Here is a 16,239-nt window from a genome sequence, read left to right on the forward strand (position 1 = left end):
GTCTTCCGGATGTGGAAACCGCAGCATTTAACGTCCTGTTCATGACTCAGGTGGAAGCACGGCCCCAGGCCGGAGACACGGTAAGGGGCGTCACGGACGCCACCACCGACAGCCACGGCGTTCGGAAGAAGGGTCTCGGCGGGAACTCCGTCGGGCTCATGGGCAGTGCGGTCATCGGCATCTCGACCGTCGCCCCCGTCTACTGTCTGACCTCGACGCTCGGCTCCACCGCCGGCGAGGTCGGCCTCCAGATGCCCGCGATCTTCCTCGCCGGCTTCCTCCCGATGCTGCTCGTCGCCTTCGCGTACCGCGAGCTCAACCGGGTCATGCCCGACTGCGGCACCTCCTTCACCTGGACCGTGAAGGCCTTCGGCCCCAAGATCGGCTGGATGTGCGGCTGGGGCCTCGTCATCGCGACGATCATCGTGCTCTCCAACCTGGCCGGCGTCGCCACCTCGTACTTCTGGCTCCTCGCCGGAGAGCTCACCGGCAGCGAGTCCATCGCCGCCCTGGACGACAACAAGGCCGTCCACATCGTCACCTGCCTCGTGCTCATCGCCATCGCGACCGCGATCAGCTACCGCGGCATGACCGCCACCAAGGGCGTGCAGTACGCCCTCGTCGGCCTCCAGCTCGTCGTCCTCGCGATCTTCGTCGCGATGGCCTTCCAGAAGGCCGGCAGCGGCACCTTCGACACCGGGCTCTCCTTCTCCTGGGAGTGGATGAACCCGTTCGCCGTCCAGTCCTTCGCCGCCTTCACGGCCGGTCTCTCCCTGTCGATCTTCATGTACTGGGGCTGGGACGCCTGCATGGCGACCAACGAGGAGACCACGGGCTCCACCAAGACCCCCGGCCGCGCCGCGCTCATCGCGATGGTCGTCCTGGTCGGCTCCTACCTCGCCACCGGCGTCGCCGCGCAGATGGCCGTCGGCTCCGGCGACACCGGACTCGGCCTCGCCAACCCGGAGACCTCCGACAACGTCTTCGCGGCCCTCGCGGGCCCGGTCATGGGCCCGGTCCTCGGCATCCTGCTCTTCGTCGCCGTCCTCGCCTCCGCCGCGGCCAGCCTCCAGACGACGTTCATCCCGGTGGCCCGCACGGTCCTCGCGATGTCGACGTACGAGGCGCTCCCGCCCTCCTTCGCCAAGGTCCACCCGCGCTTCAAGGTGCCGGGCAAGGCCACGATCGTCGCGGGCGTCGCCACCGGCGCGTTCTACACGGTGATGACCCTCGTCAGCGAGAACGTCCTGGTCGACACGATCTACGCGCTCGGCCTGATGATCTGCTTCTACTACTCGCTGACCGCGTTCGCCTGCGCCTGGTACTTCCGCAAGGAGCTCTTCCGCTCCGGCCGGGACTTCCTCTACAAGGGCCTGTGCCCGGTCCTCGGCGGAGTCCTGCTGACCGCCGTCTTCGGCAAGACGCTGTACGACATGTGGGACCCGGCCTACGGCAGCGGCTCGTCCGTCCTCGGCGTCGGCTCGGTCTTCGTGATCGGGGTCGGACTGCTCCTCGTCGGCTTCGTGATCATGCTGGTCATGCAGCGCAAGAGCCCCGCGTTCTTCCGGGGCGAGGTGCTGACGAAGGAGACCCCGTCGCTGGTGGTCGCCGACTGACAGCCCGTACGTACACCTGAGTCATGAACGCGCGAGGTGGCGGGACCCGGATCGGGTCCCGCCACCTCGCGCTTTCGTACCCCCGGGCTCAGCGTCCGGGCAGGAGCCCCTCGACCGCCGCGTTCGCGGCCGGCATCTCGGCGGGCCGCTCCTGGGGGTTCAGGAGGCCGCTCAGCGGGACGACGGAGGGCAGGTTGGCGTTGCCGAGGTCGGTCGACGTGTCGGCGACGGCGGAACCGGCGGCGCCGAGGCTGCCCGCGAGGGCGAGACCGGTCAGGGCCGCGGTGAGCATCTTCTTCATGCCCCGACCAACGAGCGGGCCCCCGGGCGGGTGGTGCCGTCCGTTCGGGTGCCCGTCAGGCCTCCCGCCCGTGTGCCCCTCCGCGGGCTCAGATCGCGACGCCCGCCGGCTGCCGCACCGTGACGTTGAGCCGGTTGAACAGGTTCGTGAGGCTGACCATCAGCACGATCGCGGCGAGCTGCTTCTCGTCGAAGTGGTCCGCCGCCGCGTCCCACACCGGGTCCGGCACGGCGTCCGAGGTGTCCGCGAGCCGCGTCGCGTGCTCGGCGAGGGCGAGCGCGGCGCGCTCCTCGTCGGAGAAGTACGGCGTCTCGCGCCAGGCGGCCACGGCGAACAGCTTCTCGTCGCTCACCCCGGCCTTCCGGGCGCCCTTCGCGCCGTAGTCGACGCAGAAGCCGCAGCCGTTGATCTGGCTGGCCCGCAGGTGCACGAGCTCCAGGATCGACTCGGCGACGCCGCCCTGACGGGTGGCCTTCACCAGGCTCTGGATGGCCGCTCCGGCGTCGGGCAGGAGGTAGGCGGGGTTGGTCATGCGCTGGGTGGTCGTGTGCTGCTGCATGGCGGTCGCTCCTTGGGCGGTCCGTGGTGCCGGTTCTCGTTGCCTTCACAGCACTGACGGACCGCGCGACGCGGATGTGACACGACCGGGAAGATTTTTTTTCGCGGCGGTTCTCCCGAGCGACTCAGGAGGCCGGTTCGGCGATCAGCGCCGTGCCCGCCGTACGGAAGCCGAGCCGCCCGTAGAGCCGCGCCACGCTCTCGTCCGTCGCCGACAGGAAGACGGTCTCCACCCCGCGCGCCCGTGCGTCCGCGACCAGGGCGGCGGTCACCGCGAGGCCCAGGCCCCGGCGGCGGGCCGTCGGCAGGGTGCCGACCCCGACGACCTCCGAGACGGTGCCCAGGGCGGTCCCGACCGGCTGGTGCTGCCCGGCCGAGAGGGCCGTGCCGTCCGCGTCCACGGCGGCGGCGAGCCGGGTGAGCCCCGCGTCGATCCTGGCCGCCAGATGCCCGGCGACCGAGGCGTCCGGGGTGACCCCGAAGGCCGCGTACGGGACGGCGGCGGCCGAGGCCAGGGCCGGGTCGCCGGCCTCCACCATCCGTACGGTCACGCCCTCGGGCGCGGGGACCGCCACGCCCTCCCCTTCGAGGACCATCAGCGGGTGCTCGTTGACCACGAGCCCGCTCTTCTCGACGGCCGCCCGCAGCCCCGGCGTCGTCTCCGCGACCCACTCGAACGCCTCGGGCGCGCCCAGCTCCCGCTGGCGCGCCCGCACCCGCTCCACGTCGGCGAGCGGCACCTCACCGGTGTGCCCGAGCGCGGGGCGGGCGTAGTACGGCCAGCCCTGCCCCTCCCGTACGAACAGGGTCAGCGACCCGAACTCCTCGGCACGGGCGGCGGACCGGGGGACGGTGTCGTAGTACGTCTCGAGGCGGCTCAGCATGATCGCCATCCAAGCAGCCGGGCCGCGGGCCCGCCGCCGGTTTTCCCCGCCCAGGGGAGGCCCTGGGGGCGAGCTCTGGGGAGGAGGCCAGCCCCGAGGGCAGGAGGCCCGCCCTGAGAGGATGGGGCCATGACCGAGATCCTCACCCCCCGCCTCCTCCTGCGCCGCTGGACCGACGACGACCTCGTGCCCATGGCCGAGATCGACGCCGACCCCGAGGTGATGCGCTGGATCCGCGACGGGTCCGTCCGGGATCTGGAGCAGACCGCGGAGGACATCGAGCGGTGGGAGGAGGAGTGGGACGACGAGGGCTTCGGGCTCTTCGCCGTCGAACTCCTCGGCTCCGGCGAGCTGATCGGCTTCGCCGGGCTCTCCGTCCCCCAGTTCCTGCCCGAGCTGGCGCACGAGGTGGAGATCGGCTGGCGGCTCGGGCGGCCGTTCTGGGGTCAGGGGTACGCCTCCGAGGCCGCGCACGCGGTCCTGGAGTGGGCGCTCCAGGACCGCGGCCTCGACCGGGTGATCTCCATCGCCCACATCTCCAACACGGCCTCCGAGAACGTCATGCGCAAGCTCGGCATGAGCCCGGAGCGCGAGCTGGAGCACCCGGCCTTCGGTACGCCGCTGCGCGTGCACGCCATCGACCTCAGCGAGTACGCGGCCTGACAAGCCCGGTCAGCGAGTGCCCTCCAGGAACACCGGGTTGGTGAAGGCCACGAGCGCGCCCGGGAGGGGCGGCAGCGTCGCCGGGTGCCGTACCTCCGCCCGTACGTAGGAGGCGTACGCGGCCGTCGTCGCCCACTCCACCGGCTGCCCCGCCGCGGGCGCCGTGTGCAGCACGCCCTGGTCCGTGACGAAGCGGACCGTGGCGCCCTCCGGGGCGCCGGTCACCGTGAGCCGGGCCGTCACGGACCGGTCCGCCGGGACGCGCAGCCGCTCGCCGATGCCGGCCGTCCGCCCCCGCCCGTCCGTGACCGCGAAGTCGAGCGAGACCGCCGAGGACTCGGCGACGTACGACCGGCCCGCGCGCAGGCCCGCCAGGATCGCCTCCCGGCTCAGCTCGTCCGCCAGGACCACGGTCTGCGGGGTGCCGACCCGGTCCGGGTCGCGGTGGGCGTCGCTGTTGCCCATCGCCGGGGTCCAGCGGCCCTTCGCGAGCGCCGCGTCCCAGCCGGCCAGGGACACCTCGTCGTCCGGGGTGTAGGGCCCGTTCCACACCTCGACCGCGTCCGCGTCGCCGAAGCCGAACTTCCAGTTGCAGCCGATGCAGGTGGCGTGCGGGTGCGCGGGGACCACCAGGCCGCCCGCCCGACGGATCGCGCGGGCGAAGTGCCCGAAACGGTTCTCCCGCGCCCGGTAGCGCCAGTCCACGAACGTGCCGGGCTCGGTGCCGAGCGCCAGGACGTGACCGTTGCGCGTGGTGATCTCCTCGCCGAGGAGGATCAGCAGGTCGTCCCCGGCGAGCTCCGCCCACGCGCCGTGCCCGGCATGGGTGTTGTGCTCGGTGGTGGTGAGGAAGTCGAGCCCGGCGGCGCGCGCGAGCGTGGCGACCTCGGCGGGCGTGCGGCGGCCGTCCGAGTACACGGTGTGCAGATGGCTGTCGCCCCGGTACCAGGCCCGGCCCCGCCCCTTGGCCCGCTCGGGCGGGTACACGGGCCGGACGACGGGAAGCGAGGCGCCGAACCGCAGGGTGATGGTCACGGAGTACGTGAGCCCCTGCGGCGCCACCGTGTACGGGGCGAGCACCACGAACCAGGTCCCGGCCCGCAGCGGACCTGCGACGTAGCCGGGTGTGGCCTCGTCGGTGCGCAGGAAGAACTCCTTGCGCGCGCCGCCCGACCAGCCGCGGAAGCCGTCCCCGCCGAGCTCGGTGCCGCGCTGGTCGAAGATGCCGATGTCCAGGGCGTTGCCCTGCGTCCCGGCGGGGACGGCGGGCCGGTCGTAGGTGTACGCGACGTGGATCTCGCGGACCCCGCGGGGGATCTCGACCGGCAGGTACACGTAGTCGGGTGAGCCGGGCGGCAGCGTGCCGCCGACGGTCTCGGTGCGGTCGCCACCGGGGGTGTCGGCCGCGTGCGCGAAGCTCACGCTTCCCAAGGTAAGGGCGGAGGCGACGCTCGTCGTCAGGAGCGTTCGTCGGGTCGGTTCGCTCATGTCCGGCACCCTGGTAGTAGGGCGTGAACTCCCGGACAACGCAAGAGGCCTGACGCGTCGCACCTCTCGGAAATCCCCGCCCGACCCCCTACCGTGCCGCTATGCGGATCTCGACCACGATCTTCCTGACCGACGAGACCATCACGCCCGTGCGGCTCGCGCGCGAGCTGGAGCAGCGCGGCTTCGCCGGCCTCTACCTCCCGGAACACACCCACATCCCGACGGAGCGGACCACCCCCTATCCGGCGGCGGGCGACGAACTGCCCCCGGAGTACGGCCGTACGCTCGACCCCTTCGTCGCCCTCGGCCAGGCCTCCGCGGTCACCGAGCGGCTCCTCCTCGGCACCGGCGTCACGCTGGTCACCGAGCACGACCCGATCGCCCTGGCCAAACAGGTCGCCACCCTCGACCACCTCTCGGGCGGCCGCTTCACCCTCGGCGTCGGCTTCGGCTGGAACAAGGAGGAGGCCGCCGACCACGGCGTGGAGTGGGCGACGCGGCGCGAGCTGAGCCGGGAGCGGATGCGGGTGATGCGGGCGCTGTGGGCCGCTGAACCGACCGCTTACGAAGGCGAGTTCGGCGTCTCGGTACGCGCGTCGTACGCGTACCCGAAGCCGGCCGGAGGCGCCCCGCGGGTCCTGCTGGGCGGGGCGGCCGGCCCGAAGCTCTTCGGGCACATCACCGAGTACGGCGACGGCTGGATGCCGATCGGCGGGCGCGGCCTGACGCAGTCGATGCCGGTGCTCCAGGAGGCCTGGGAGGCCGCGGGCCGCGACCCGAAGTCCCTCCAGGTCGTCCCGTACGGGGTCCTGCCGAACCCGGGCAAGCTCGCGCACTACGCGGAGCTCGGCTGCGAGGAGGTCGTGCTGCAGCTGCCACCGGGGGGTGAGGACGAGGTCCTGAGGGTCCTGGACGAGTACGCCCAGTACGTCTAGGGGTTCAGGTGAGGGTCGGCGGCTCAAGGTGCCGGACCGCGTCCTCGCCCTTGGCGCCGGCGGGGTCGAAGGCGCAGGACATGGCCGTGAAGCCGTCGAGGGTCTGCCAGTGGGACCACCATCTGACGACGATCCGCTCGGAGTCGGGGTCGTCCTCGTCGCGGCGGGCCCGCAGGACCCATTCGTCGCCGCTCCCGCCGAAGTCGGTGACGTCCCACCCTGTCTTCTCGACGTGGTCGCGGAGCCGGCGCAGCGCGGGCAGGCCCTCCTGCTCGGAGACGCCGGCGATGCGCCAGTTGTGTCCGAGCCGGTAGGCGCCCTGCACGGGCTCGTCGGCGATGGACTCCAGGCCGGTGGGGTAGCAGGCCTCGGCGGAGATCGTGTTCCCGGCCGCGCGGTTGTCCCCGCCCGAACCGGTCGGCGGCAGCGCGCCGCCGATCCCCGCGACGTCGTACAGCTCCTGCGTCCGCACGGCGGCCCGCTGGGCCATCACGCCCGGGGCCACTTCGGGGTACCCCTCGTCGATCCCCCGCTCGACGGCGTACGCGACGACGAGCCCCACGACGAGCAGCACGGGCAGCGCGACGGCCGCGACCACCACGAAGAAGGTGAACCGCACAGCGCTCTTCAGCGGCGAGGGCGCCTCGGTCACGTCGTCCATCAGCCCGTCGTTCGTCATGATCACGACCGTAGGGCCCCGACGGGCGGCCGGGTATGCGCGGGACGACTCAGACGGAGTGGGTGCGGGTACTCACTCCCGCTGACTTCGTGAGCCCAAAGAGGGGGGACGATGTGGCCCCACCCATCTGGACGCCGAACCGGTCGCCGACGCGGTAAGCGAGCCGGTCGTCGAGGAGGGCTCCTGTCCGCACGAGGTCACTCGTATGCTCGCTCCATGACGGATCAGCAGCCCGGGCAGGCGGAACGCCCCACCGAGAACGCCATGCGCCGAGCCCTCAAGCGGGCCAGGGACGGGGGGGCCCTCGATGTCGGGGAGGCCGCCGTGCTGCTGCAGGCGCGGGGCGCGGACCTCGACGACCTCGCCGCATCCGCCGCGCGCGTGCGTGACGCCGGGCTCGAGGCCGCCGGGCGGCCCGGGGTCATCACGTACTCCAAGAGCGTGTTCATCCCGCTCACCCGGCTCTGCCGGGACACGTGTCACTACTGCACCTTCGTCACCGTCCCCGGCAAGCTGCGCCGCGCCGGCCACGGGATGTTCATGTCCCCCGACGAGGTCCTCGACATCGCCCGCCGCGGCGCCGAACTGGGCTGCAAGGAAGCCCTCATCACCCTCGGCGACAAGCCCGAGGCCCGCTGGCCCGAGGCCCGCGAGTGGCTCGACGCGCACGGCTACGACGACACCCTCGCCTACGTACGGGCCATGGCGATCCGGATCCTCGAGGAGACCGGCCTCCTCCCGCACCTCAACCCCGGCGTCCTGTCCTGGACGGACTTCCAGCGGCTCAAGCCCGTCGCGCCCTCCATGGGCATGATGCTGGAGACGACCGCGACCCGGCTCTGGTCCGAGCCCGGCGGCCCGCACTACGGCTCGCCCGACAAGGAGCCCGCCGTCCGGCTGCGGGTCCTGGAGGACGCCGGACGCTCGTCCGTCCCCTTCACCAGCGGGCTGCTCATCGGGATCGGCGAGACGTACGAGGAGCGGGCCGAGTCCCTCTTCGCGCTGCGCCGCGTCTCGCGCGCCTACCACTCCATACAGGAACTGATCATCCAGAACTTCCGCGCCAAGCCGGACACGGCGATGCGCGGCATGCCCGACGCCGAACTCGACGACCTGATCGCCACGATCGCCGTCGCCCGGCACATCATGGGGCCGTCCGCCTGCCTCCAGGCCCCGCCGAACCTCGTCGACGAGGAGTACGGCCGGCTCATCGGCGCCGGCATCGACGACTGGGGCGGGGTCTCCCCGATCACCATCGACCACGTCAACCCGGAGCGGCCCTGGCCGCAGATCGACACCCTCGCCGAGAAGTCCCGTACGGCCGGCTTCGAGCTGCGCGAACGCCTCTGCGTCTACCCGGAGTTCGTCGGCCGCGGCGAGCCCTGGCTCGACCCGCGCCTGCTGCCGCACGTGCGCGCGCTCGCCGACCCGGAGACGGGCCTCGCCAATCCGGAGGCGACCGTCCGTGGCCTGCCCTGGCAGGAGCCGGACGAGGCGTTCACGGCGGCCGGCCGCACGGATCTGCACCGTACGATCGACACCACCGGCCGCACCCACGACCGCCGCGAGGACTTCGACGAGGTCTACGGCGACTGGGGCGCGCTGCGCGAGGCGGCGGCCCCCGGCATGGTCCCGCAGCGCATCGACACGGACGTACGGGCCGCCCTCGCGACGGCCGCGGACGACCCGACGAGGCTCACGGACGACGAGGCGCTCGCCCTGCTGCACGCCGACGGGCCCGCGCTCGACGCGCTGACCCGGATCGCCGACGACGTACGGAAGTCGGTGGTCGGCGACGACGTCACGTACATCGTCACGCGGAACATCAACTTCACCAACGTCTGCTACACCGGCTGCCGTTTCTGCGCCTTCGCCCAGCGCCGTACGGACGCCGACGCGTACACCCTCTCCCTCGACCAGGTCGCCGACCGGGCCCAGCAGGCCTGGGAGGTCGGCGCGGTCGAGGTGTGCATGCAGGGCGGCATCCACCCGGACCTGCCGGGCACGGCGTACTTCGACATCGCGCGGGCGGTGAAGGAGCGCGTACCGGGGATGCACGTCCACGCCTTCTCGCCGATGGAGGTGGTGAACGGCGCGACGCGGACCGGCCTGTCGATCCGCGAGTGGCTGACGGCCGCGAAGGAGGCGGGTCTCGACTCGATCCCCGGTACGGCCGCCGAGATCCTCGACGACGAGGTCCGCTGGGTCCTCACCAAGGGCAAGCTGCCGACGGCCACCTGGATCGAGGTGATCAAGACCGCCCACGAACTGGGCATCCGCTCCTCGTCCACGATGATGTACGGCCACGTGGACCAGCCGCGGCACTGGCTCGGCCACTTCCGCACGCTGGCGGCCATCCAGCAGGAGACCGGCGGCTTCACGGAGTTCGTGACGCTCCCCTTCATCCACACCAACGCCCCCGTCTACCTCGCGGGCATCGCCCGCCCCGGCCCGACGGTCCGCGACAACCGCGCGGTCACGGCCATGGCGCGCCTCCTGCTCCACCCGCACATCCCCAACATCCAGACCAGCTGGGTGAAGCTGGGCGCGGACGGCACCGCCGAGATGCTCCGCTCGGGCGCCAACGACCTGGGCGGCACGCTGATGGAGGAGACCATCTCCCGCATGGCGGGCTCGAGTTACGGCTCGTACCGCTCGATCCGCGACCTCGTCTCCATCGCGGAGGCGGCGGGTCGCCCGTCGCGCCCGCGGTCGACGCTCTACGGCGAGGTGCCCGAGGAGCGGCAGCGGGCGGCGACGGCCTCGGACGGCCATCTGCCGGAGCTGCTGCCGGTGCTGGGGGACTGAGCGCGCCCGGCGTGCCGGTCAGGGCGAGGACGGTCGCCCTGACCACGGCGGGGTGGGTCAGCCGACCAGGAGCTCCCGCTTGAGGTCCTTCAGCTCACGGGCGTCGATGCCGAGGCCATGCTTCAGGTACGAGCGGAACGAGCCGTACTCCTCCTCGACCTCGGAGAAGGACGCGTTGAGGTACTCCGGGCGTACGTCGAGCAGCGGCTTGTAGACCGCGGCCTGCTGCGGCGGGAGGTGGGAGAGGATCGCCTCATTGGCGGCCGCCCGGTAGGTGTTGCTGGCCAGGTAGTCGGCCATCACCGTCTCCTCGGGGACCCCGAGGGCGGTGAGGAGGGCCGCGTTGTTCCAGCCCGTGCGGTCCTTGCCGGCCGTGCAGTGGAAGAGGACGCCGTGCCGGCGCTCGTCCGCGATGCCCTCGAAGACCGTGGTGTACGCGGCCTTCGCCGTGGCGCCGCTCACCATGAAGCGGTTGCCCTCGACCATCATGGCCTCGGCCTCGGCCGGGGACTTGGGCATGGAGGTGAACGTGCCGGTGCCCGCGAGGACGTCGGCGACGACGTGCGTGGCGCCGGCCGGGACGCGGTCCGGGTCCTTGTCGCGCTCGCTCTGCATGCGCAGGTCGAACACGGTCCGGATGCCCAGGCGCTGCAGCTTGGCCAGGTCGTCCGCGGTGAGCTGGTTGAGGGCGTCGGAGCGGAAGATCTCGCCCATCTTGACCCAGTGGCCGTCGGCGGTGCGGTAGCCGCCCGCGTCACGGAAGTTGACCGTGCCCCGGAGCTTGATCAGACGGTCGGCCAGGCGCAGCGAGGTGCCCCGGTCGGGGACCAGGTCGAACCAGCGGCGGTCGACCGCGCGCAGGCCCTTGACGGTGACCTGGCCGGTGTCGCCGCCGCGGGCGACCGTGCGGCCCTCGGTGCGGATCCTCACACCGTGGGTGCCCCGGGCGGACCAGGCGATGGTGAAGCTGCCGTCGGCGTTCTCGGTGACGGTGGCGGAGGTGAAGGGGACGGAGGACTGCTCCCGGTGGGAGGAGTGCCCGCCATGGGTGTGCCGGGAGTCGTGGGCGACGGCGGCCGGGGCGGTGACGCCCAGGACGAGCGCGGCGGCGACGACTGCGTACGTGGAGGTCTTGAAACGTGTCACGCGCGGATCGTTCAAGTCATGCCGAAACATCCGGTGAACTGCGGTCGAAGATGGACAGAAAGGCATCCGATCGCAAAACGTTCTGCCTCGCGAACGTGCGAACGCGGTCGATTACAGTGCTGCGAGACCTGTGCGCCGAGGGCTTCCGGGGGAGGGCACGTCGTGACCACGAGCGCTGCGGCCGTGTGGGGCCGTACCGAACAGCAGGACTTCCGGGCCCGCGTCCGCGGCTGCCTCCTCGGCGGGGCCATGGGCGACGCCTTCGGCGCCGGCGTCGCGCACCTCTCCCTGGACGCGATCAGGGCCGCCCACGGACCGGAGGGACTCACCGAGCCCGTCCCCGCCCACGGCAGGCGAGGCGCCGTCACCGCGGCCACCCAGATGACCCTCTTCACCGTCGACGGCCTGATCCGCGCCCAGGTCCGCCGCGACACCGGCGCCTGGCACCCGCCCACCGACGTGCACCGCGCCCATCTGCGCTGGGCGGCCACCCAGCGCGACTGGGGCCCCGACGAGCGCCGCAAGGACAACGGCTGGCTCGCCCGCGAGGAGTGGCTCTACGTCCGCCGCGACCCCGCCCGCGCCTGCCTCACCGGCCTCGGCGACGAGCATCTGGGCACCCTGGACAAGCCCAAGAACCCGGGCGCGACCGACTCCGGCGCGCTCGTCCGCTCGGCGCCCTTCGGGCTGCTCGTCGGCTGGGAGCCCCAACTCGTGTGCCAGCTGGCCGTCGAGTGCGCCGCGCAGACCCACGGCGACCCGGCCGCCTACCTCGCGGCCGGCGCGCTCGCCGTCGTCGTCCACGGCCTCGCGCGCGGCGAGAGCGTGGACGGCTCGGTCCAGCGGGCCCTGGCCCAGCTCGCCCCGCGCCCCGGCCACCAGCCCGTCACCGACGCCCTCCAGCGGGCCCTGGGGGCCGTACGCCAGGGGATGCCGAACGCGGGCCGGGTCACCGACCTCGGCGCCGACGAGGACCGCGCGGAGGGCCAGCTGGCCGCCGCCGTGTACTGCGCGCTCGTCGGCGAGGACATCCGCCACGGCCTGCGCCTCGCGGTCAACCACGACGGCCCGTCGGCCGCGACGGGCGCCGTCACGGGCGCCCTCCTCGGCGCCCTGCACGGCGAAACGGCCCTCCCGCCGGCCTGGCTGGCCGAACTGGAGGGCCGTTCCACGGTGCTCGAACTCGCCGACGACTTCGCGATGGAGATGACCCAGGGCGCCGCCCTGCACAGCCCCGCCGAGTCCCACCCGGGCTGGCTCGCCCGCTACCCGAGGGGCTGAGCCCGGGTCACGCCCGCGGCTGTGCGGCGGGCTCGCCGGAGGCCTGGGGCGGGATGGCGGCGCCGCCGTCCTCGTCCCCGTCCGGGTCCTGGTTGATCTTCGCGAGGATCGCGTCGCGCTCCGGGGTGTCCTCGGGCCGGACGAAGCCGATGACGATGTAGAGGATCAGCGAGGTCGCGAGCGGCGAGACGATCTGGATCTGGAGCTCGATGCCGTCCAGGCCGTAGTTGGTCAGCCAGAAGGCGAAGAGACCCGCCGCCCAGGAGACGAGCGCCGCCGTGGGACCGGACTTCCGGAAGGTCTTGAGCAGACCCAGCATGAACGGGATCGCGATCGGGCCCATCAGACCGGCCACCCACTTGATGACGACGGTGATGATGTCCTTGAAGGTGGGCGAGTTGACCTGGGTGGCAACCGCCATCGACAGCGCGAGGAACGCGATCGTCGACCAGCGCGCCGCGATCAGCCCGGCCTGCTGCGTCCAGCGCCGCGCCGCCTTGCTCATGACCGGGGCGATGTCCCGGGTGAAGACGGCCGCGATGGCGTTGGCGTCGGAGGAGCACATGGCCATCGTGTGCGAGAAGAAGCCGACGATGACCAGGCCGAGCAGGCCGTGCGGCAGCAGCTGCTCGGTCATCAGGGCGTAACTGTCCGACGCGTCCGGCTTCTTCGGGTCGACCAGGAGCGGCGCCACCCACATCGGGAAGAAGAGGACCAGCGGCCAGACGAACCACAGGACGGCCGAGAGCCGCCCTGAGCGGGTCGCCTCACGGGCGTTGGGCGTCGCCATGTAGCGCTGGGCCTGGTTCCACATGCCGCCGCTGTACTCGAAGGTCTTGATGAAGAGATAGGCGAGCAGGAAGGTCAGCGTGTACGGGCCCGCGGTCGGCGCGGTGTGGCCCTGCAGCTCGGGCCGGTCCCACACCTCCCACAGCGCGCTGACGCCGCCGAGCTTGGCGAGCACGGCGACCAGCATCGCGATCCCGGCGAAGAACTGGATGATGAACTGGCCGAGCTCGGTGAGCGCGTCGGCCCACAGGCCGCCGACCGTGCAGTAGATGCCGGTGATGACACCGGTGATGAGGATGCCCTGGTTGAGGGAGATCCCGGTGAAGACGGAGAGCAGGGTCGCGATCGCGGCCCACTTGGCTCCCACGTCGACGATCTTCAGGAGCACACCCGACCAGGCCAGCGCCTGCTGCGTGGGGAGGTTGTACCGGTTCTTCAGGTACTCCAGCGGGGAGGCCACATGGAGCCGTGAGCGGAGCCGGTTGAGGCGGGGCGCGAAGAGGTGCGCGCCGATCGCGATGCCGATCGCGATGGGGAAGGACCAGGTGACGTACGAGGTGACGCCGTAGGTGAACGCGATGCCCGCGTACCCGGTGAACATCACCGCGCTGTAGCCGGACATGTGGTGCGAGATGCCCGACAGCCACCACGGCATCTTGCCGCCGGCCGTGAAGAAGTCGGAGACGTTGTCCACGCGCTTGTGGGACCAGACGCCGATCGCGACCATGACGCCGAAATAGCCGATGAGCACGGCCCAGTCGAGACTGTTCATTGAGCCCCCTCCAGGGGTCCGGTCCGCCTTGTGAACGCCGTTCATGGTGTGGGGAGTTGCGGGCCGACGACAACGCGCGGGCGGGTCAAGAGAAAGTAAAATCGTTCTTCTCGCTGACCTGTGTTCACATCCCTGAATGCAGATGGGGTCAAAAAGGGCCGCACGGTACGCCCTCGCGTACCGTGCGGCCGTTGTGGACCGAGCGGGCGCTACCGCATCAGCTCACCCGCGTTGACGAGCAGCGACTGGCCCGTGATCGCCCGCGCCCGGTCGGAGGCGAGGAAGGCCGCCGCCTCCGCCACGTCCCCGTCCGTCGCCAGCTCCGGCAGCGCCATCCGCTCGGCGAGCCGCCCGAGCACCTCGTCCTCCGGCACGCCCTCGGTGTGCGCCGTGAACGTCACGTACGCCTGGACCGGCGGGCCCCACATCCAGCCCGGCAGCACGGTGTTGACCCGGATCCGGTGCGGTCCGAGCTCGCGCGCCATCGAGTACATCGCCGAGGTCAGCGCCCCCTTCGAGGCCGCGTACGCCGCCTGCTGGACCTGCGAGGGCGCGGCCACCGCCGACTGCGTACCGATGAGGACCACCGAGCCCCCCCGCTCCTTCAGGGCCGGCAGGCAGGCCCGGGTCATCCGCAGCGTGCCGAGGAGGTTGACGTCGAGCACGCCCTGCCAGGTGGCGAAGTCGGCGTCCTCGATCCCGCCGAAGTAGCTGTCCCAGGCGGCGACATGGACGACCGCGTCGATCCCGCCGAACCGCTCCACCGCGAGCGTGGCCAGCGCCTCGCACTGCGCCTCGTCGGTGATGTCGGTGGCGCGCAGCGCGGTGTGCCGGCCCTCCGGATCGATCTCGGCCGCCGACTTGGCGAGGTTGGCCTCGGTGCGGGCGCCGAGGACCGCGTTGCCCCCGTCCCGTACGACGGTCTCGGCGACCCGGTGGCCGAGCCCGGCGCCGACCCCCGACACGATCACGGTCTTTCCCTGGAGCAGCATCCGGGTGCCTCCCGACTCTGGCGATCGATCTGACGACCCGTCAGAGTAGGGACCCCCAGAGGACAAGGGAAGGGGTACGGGCATGGACAGTGAGGCACGCGCGGCGGCAGGAGCGGAGACGTACGCGGAGACGTACGCCGAGCTGGCGGCGGTCGGACCGTACGGGGTGCGGCCGGGCCACGCGCTGATCACGATGGTGGAGCCGCACCCGGGCCACGAGTACGCCTACAACCGCTGGTACGAGGACGACCACTACTACGCGGGCGCGATGGCGATGCCCTGGATGTACGCGGGCCGCCGCTGGGTCGCCACCCGGGCGCTCCAGGAACTGCGCGGCCCGGAGAAGTCCGCGGTCGCCCAGCCGGTCACGGCCGGCTGCTACCTCTCCACGTACTGGGTCACCGAGGGCCGCTACGACGAGCACATGAAGTGGACCGTCGGCATCAACAAGCGCCTCAACCGCGACGCCCGCGTCTACCGCGACCGTACGCACGTCTTCACGTCCTTCCAGGACCACGAGGCGACCGTCTACCGCGACGGGGCGGCCGGCCCGCGCGACTTCCACGCCCTCGACCACCCGTACCAGGGCCTGATCCTGCAGGTCGTCGACGCGGAGGGGCCCGAGGCGCGGGCGGAGCTGCTCGAAGACCTCGTCGCGCGTGAGCTGCCGAGGCGGCTCGCGGGCTCCCCGGCCGCGATGGTCACCGTCTTCCGCCCGACGCCGCTGCCGGGGGACAGGATGACCTACGTGAAGCAGGTCGAGGGGGTCGACACCCGGCTGACCCTGCTGTGGTTCCTGGAGAGCGACCCGCGCGCCTGCTGGCCGGAGCACTTCGCCGACCTGGAGACGGTCGGCGGGGGCGCGGGGCGGGTGGAGCTGGTGGCGCCGTTCATCCCGACGGTGCCGGGGACGGACCGGTACGTCGACGAACTCCGCTGACGGACACAGGCCGAGCCCCCTCGGCCAGGACGGCGGACCGGTCGAGAGGGCTCTTTCCTTTGGAACTCTGCGTACTGCTCGTACTGCGTTGTCTCACGCGGTGGTGCGGTGCGGGGCTGCGCAGTGCTCATCCCCGGGCTCAGAGAGCCCCGTTGCTCACTTCGCCGACGAAGGCGTTCCACGACGCCGAGCCGAAAGCGATGGACGGACCCTCGGGGGCCTTGGAGTCCCGGACCGCGATCGCCGCGACGACGGGCGACTTGACTTCGACGCAAGCCCCGTTGCCGCCGGAATAGGAGGACTTCGTCCAGGTGTCCGTAGCGCCCTGAATAATGGCCATGTTCTTCACTCCGGTTCTGCCAGTGGTGTGTCGCGCCAACCTTCGTG

General features: G+C 71.9%; 15 protein-coding genes. 6 read left to right on the top strand and 9 right to left on the bottom strand.

Annotation, left to right across the window (positions count from 1 at the left end; translation table 11 throughout):
* The first annotated feature begins 41 nt into the window (after window positions 1-41).
* Window positions 42-1,616 (top strand): APC family permease, encoded by a 1,575-nt coding sequence (locus ACWCO8_RS24550; protein WP_451034058.1) that lies wholly within the window; start codon window positions 42-44, stop codon window positions 1,614-1,616.
* A gap of 88 nt (window positions 1,617-1,704) precedes the next feature.
* Here ACWCO8_RS24550 and ACWCO8_RS24555 read toward each other — a convergent pair whose 3' ends face one another.
* The 3 genes from ACWCO8_RS24555 to ACWCO8_RS24565 form a co-directional block, all read right to left on the bottom strand.
* Window positions 1,705-1,917 carry a hypothetical protein gene (locus ACWCO8_RS24555; protein ID WP_362013031.1) on the bottom strand — a complete coding sequence of 71 codons (213 nt, stop codon included), beginning with the start codon at window positions 1,915-1,917 and terminating at the stop codon, window positions 1,705-1,707.
* Between the two features lie 88 nt (window positions 1,918-2,005).
* A complete protein-coding gene (locus tag ACWCO8_RS24560; RefSeq protein ID WP_451034059.1) occupies window positions 2,006-2,476 on the bottom strand; it encodes a carboxymuconolactone decarboxylase family protein in 471 nt (156 codons plus the stop codon).
* A gap of 124 nt (window positions 2,477-2,600) precedes the next feature.
* Complete coding sequence (locus tag ACWCO8_RS24565; RefSeq protein WP_451034060.1) at window positions 2,601-3,368, bottom strand: GNAT family N-acetyltransferase; 768 nt, start codon at window positions 3,366-3,368, stop codon at window positions 2,601-2,603.
* 120 nt (window positions 3,369-3,488) lie between these two features.
* Between ACWCO8_RS24565 and ACWCO8_RS24570 the strand changes: the two genes are divergently transcribed.
* The gene (locus ACWCO8_RS24570; RefSeq protein ID WP_362013037.1) at window positions 3,489-4,022 is read left to right on the top strand and encodes a GNAT family N-acetyltransferase; all 534 of its coding nucleotides are present in this window, start codon (window positions 3,489-3,491) and stop codon (window positions 4,020-4,022) included.
* 9 nt (window positions 4,023-4,031) lie between these two features.
* On the opposite strand, the gene ACWCO8_RS24575 is transcribed toward ACWCO8_RS24570, so the two are convergent.
* Window positions 4,032-5,510, bottom strand: coding sequence for a CehA/McbA family metallohydrolase (locus tag ACWCO8_RS24575; protein WP_451034061.1), 1,479 nt, complete (start codon window positions 5,508-5,510; stop codon window positions 4,032-4,034).
* A 101-nt stretch (window positions 5,511-5,611) separates the two neighbouring features.
* Between ACWCO8_RS24575 and ACWCO8_RS24580 the strand changes: the two genes are divergently transcribed.
* A complete protein-coding gene (locus ACWCO8_RS24580) occupies window positions 5,612-6,445 on the top strand; it encodes an LLM class F420-dependent oxidoreductase (RefSeq protein WP_451034062.1) in 834 nt (277 codons plus the stop codon).
* A gap of 4 nt (window positions 6,446-6,449) precedes the next feature.
* On the opposite strand, the gene ACWCO8_RS24585 is transcribed toward ACWCO8_RS24580, so the two are convergent.
* On the bottom strand, window positions 6,450-7,124 hold the full coding sequence (locus ACWCO8_RS24585) for a hypothetical protein (RefSeq protein WP_451034063.1): 675 nt from the start codon (window positions 7,122-7,124) through the stop codon (window positions 6,450-6,452).
* A 216-nt stretch (window positions 7,125-7,340) separates the two neighbouring features.
* Between ACWCO8_RS24585 and ACWCO8_RS24590 the strand changes: the two genes are divergently transcribed.
* Entirely contained in the window at window positions 7,341-9,932 is a 2,592-nt protein-coding gene (locus ACWCO8_RS24590; protein ID WP_451034064.1) for a bifunctional FO biosynthesis protein CofGH, read from the top strand.
* A gap of 57 nt (window positions 9,933-9,989) precedes the next feature.
* On the opposite strand, the gene ACWCO8_RS24595 is transcribed toward ACWCO8_RS24590, so the two are convergent.
* The gene (locus ACWCO8_RS24595; protein ID WP_451034065.1) at window positions 9,990-11,078 is read right to left on the bottom strand and encodes a tyrosine-protein phosphatase; all 1,089 of its coding nucleotides are present in this window, start codon (window positions 11,076-11,078) and stop codon (window positions 9,990-9,992) included.
* Between the two features lie 162 nt (window positions 11,079-11,240).
* Between ACWCO8_RS24595 and ACWCO8_RS24600 the strand changes: the two genes are divergently transcribed.
* On the top strand, window positions 11,241-12,359 hold the full coding sequence (locus tag ACWCO8_RS24600; protein ID WP_362013055.1) for an ADP-ribosylglycohydrolase family protein: 1,119 nt from the start codon (window positions 11,241-11,243) through the stop codon (window positions 12,357-12,359).
* A 7-nt stretch (window positions 12,360-12,366) separates the two neighbouring features.
* On the opposite strand, the gene ACWCO8_RS24605 is transcribed toward ACWCO8_RS24600, so the two are convergent.
* The gene (locus ACWCO8_RS24605) at window positions 12,367-13,920 is read right to left on the bottom strand and encodes a sodium:solute symporter family protein (protein WP_451034066.1); all 1,554 of its coding nucleotides are present in this window, start codon (window positions 13,918-13,920) and stop codon (window positions 12,367-12,369) included.
* A 209-nt stretch (window positions 13,921-14,129) separates the two neighbouring features.
* A complete protein-coding gene (locus ACWCO8_RS24610; protein WP_451034067.1) occupies window positions 14,130-14,912 on the bottom strand; it encodes an SDR family oxidoreductase in 783 nt (260 codons plus the stop codon).
* Between the two features lie 82 nt (window positions 14,913-14,994).
* Here ACWCO8_RS24610 and ACWCO8_RS24615 point away from each other — a divergent pair, with 82 nt between their 5' ends.
* Entirely contained in the window at window positions 14,995-15,852 is an 858-nt protein-coding gene (locus ACWCO8_RS24615) for a hypothetical protein (RefSeq protein ID WP_451034068.1), read from the top strand.
* Between the two features lie 139 nt (window positions 15,853-15,991).
* Here the strand turns inward: ACWCO8_RS24615 and ACWCO8_RS24620 are convergent, their stop codons facing one another.
* Entirely contained in the window at window positions 15,992-16,192 is a 201-nt protein-coding gene (locus ACWCO8_RS24620; protein ID WP_137988782.1) for a DUF397 domain-containing protein, read from the bottom strand.
* Window positions 16,193-16,239: the final 47 nt, after the last annotated feature.

It is taken from the genome of Streptomyces sp. NPDC001927 (genome assembly GCF_053594455.1).

Excerpts from the sequence above, each read along its gene's own strand:
- ACWCO8_RS24550 (WP_451034058.1), top strand. The coding sequence starts at position 42 with ATGACTCAGGTGGAAGCACGGCCCCAGGCCGGAGACACGGTAAGGGGC.
- ACWCO8_RS24555 (WP_362013031.1), bottom strand. The coding sequence starts at position 1,917 with ATGAAGAAGATGCTCACCGCGGCCCTGACCGGTCTCGCCCTCGCGGGC.
- ACWCO8_RS24560 (WP_451034059.1), bottom strand. The coding sequence starts at position 2,476 with ATGCAGCAGCACACGACCACCCAGCGCATGACCAACCCCGCCTACCTC.
- ACWCO8_RS24565 (WP_451034060.1), bottom strand. The coding sequence starts at position 3,368 with ATGGCGATCATGCTGAGCCGCCTCGAGACGTACTACGACACCGTCCCC.
- ACWCO8_RS24570 (WP_362013037.1), top strand. The coding sequence starts at position 3,489 with ATGACCGAGATCCTCACCCCCCGCCTCCTCCTGCGCCGCTGGACCGAC.
- ACWCO8_RS24575 (WP_451034061.1), bottom strand. The coding sequence starts at position 5,510 with ATGAGCGAACCGACCCGACGAACGCTCCTGACGACGAGCGTCGCCTCC.
- ACWCO8_RS24580 (WP_451034062.1), top strand. The coding sequence starts at position 5,612 with ATGCGGATCTCGACCACGATCTTCCTGACCGACGAGACCATCACGCCC.
- ACWCO8_RS24585 (WP_451034063.1), bottom strand. The coding sequence starts at position 7,124 with ATGACGAACGACGGGCTGATGGACGACGTGACCGAGGCGCCCTCGCCG.
- ACWCO8_RS24590 (WP_451034064.1), top strand. The coding sequence starts at position 7,341 with ATGACGGATCAGCAGCCCGGGCAGGCGGAACGCCCCACCGAGAACGCC.
- ACWCO8_RS24605 (WP_451034066.1), bottom strand. The coding sequence starts at position 13,920 with ATGAACAGTCTCGACTGGGCCGTGCTCATCGGCTATTTCGGCGTCATG.
- ACWCO8_RS24610 (WP_451034067.1), bottom strand. The coding sequence starts at position 14,912 with ATGCTGCTCCAGGGAAAGACCGTGATCGTGTCGGGGGTCGGCGCCGGG.
- ACWCO8_RS24615 (WP_451034068.1), top strand. The coding sequence starts at position 14,995 with ATGGACAGTGAGGCACGCGCGGCGGCAGGAGCGGAGACGTACGCGGAG.
- ACWCO8_RS24620 (WP_137988782.1), bottom strand. The coding sequence starts at position 16,192 with ATGGCCATTATTCAGGGCGCTACGGACACCTGGACGAAGTCCTCCTAT.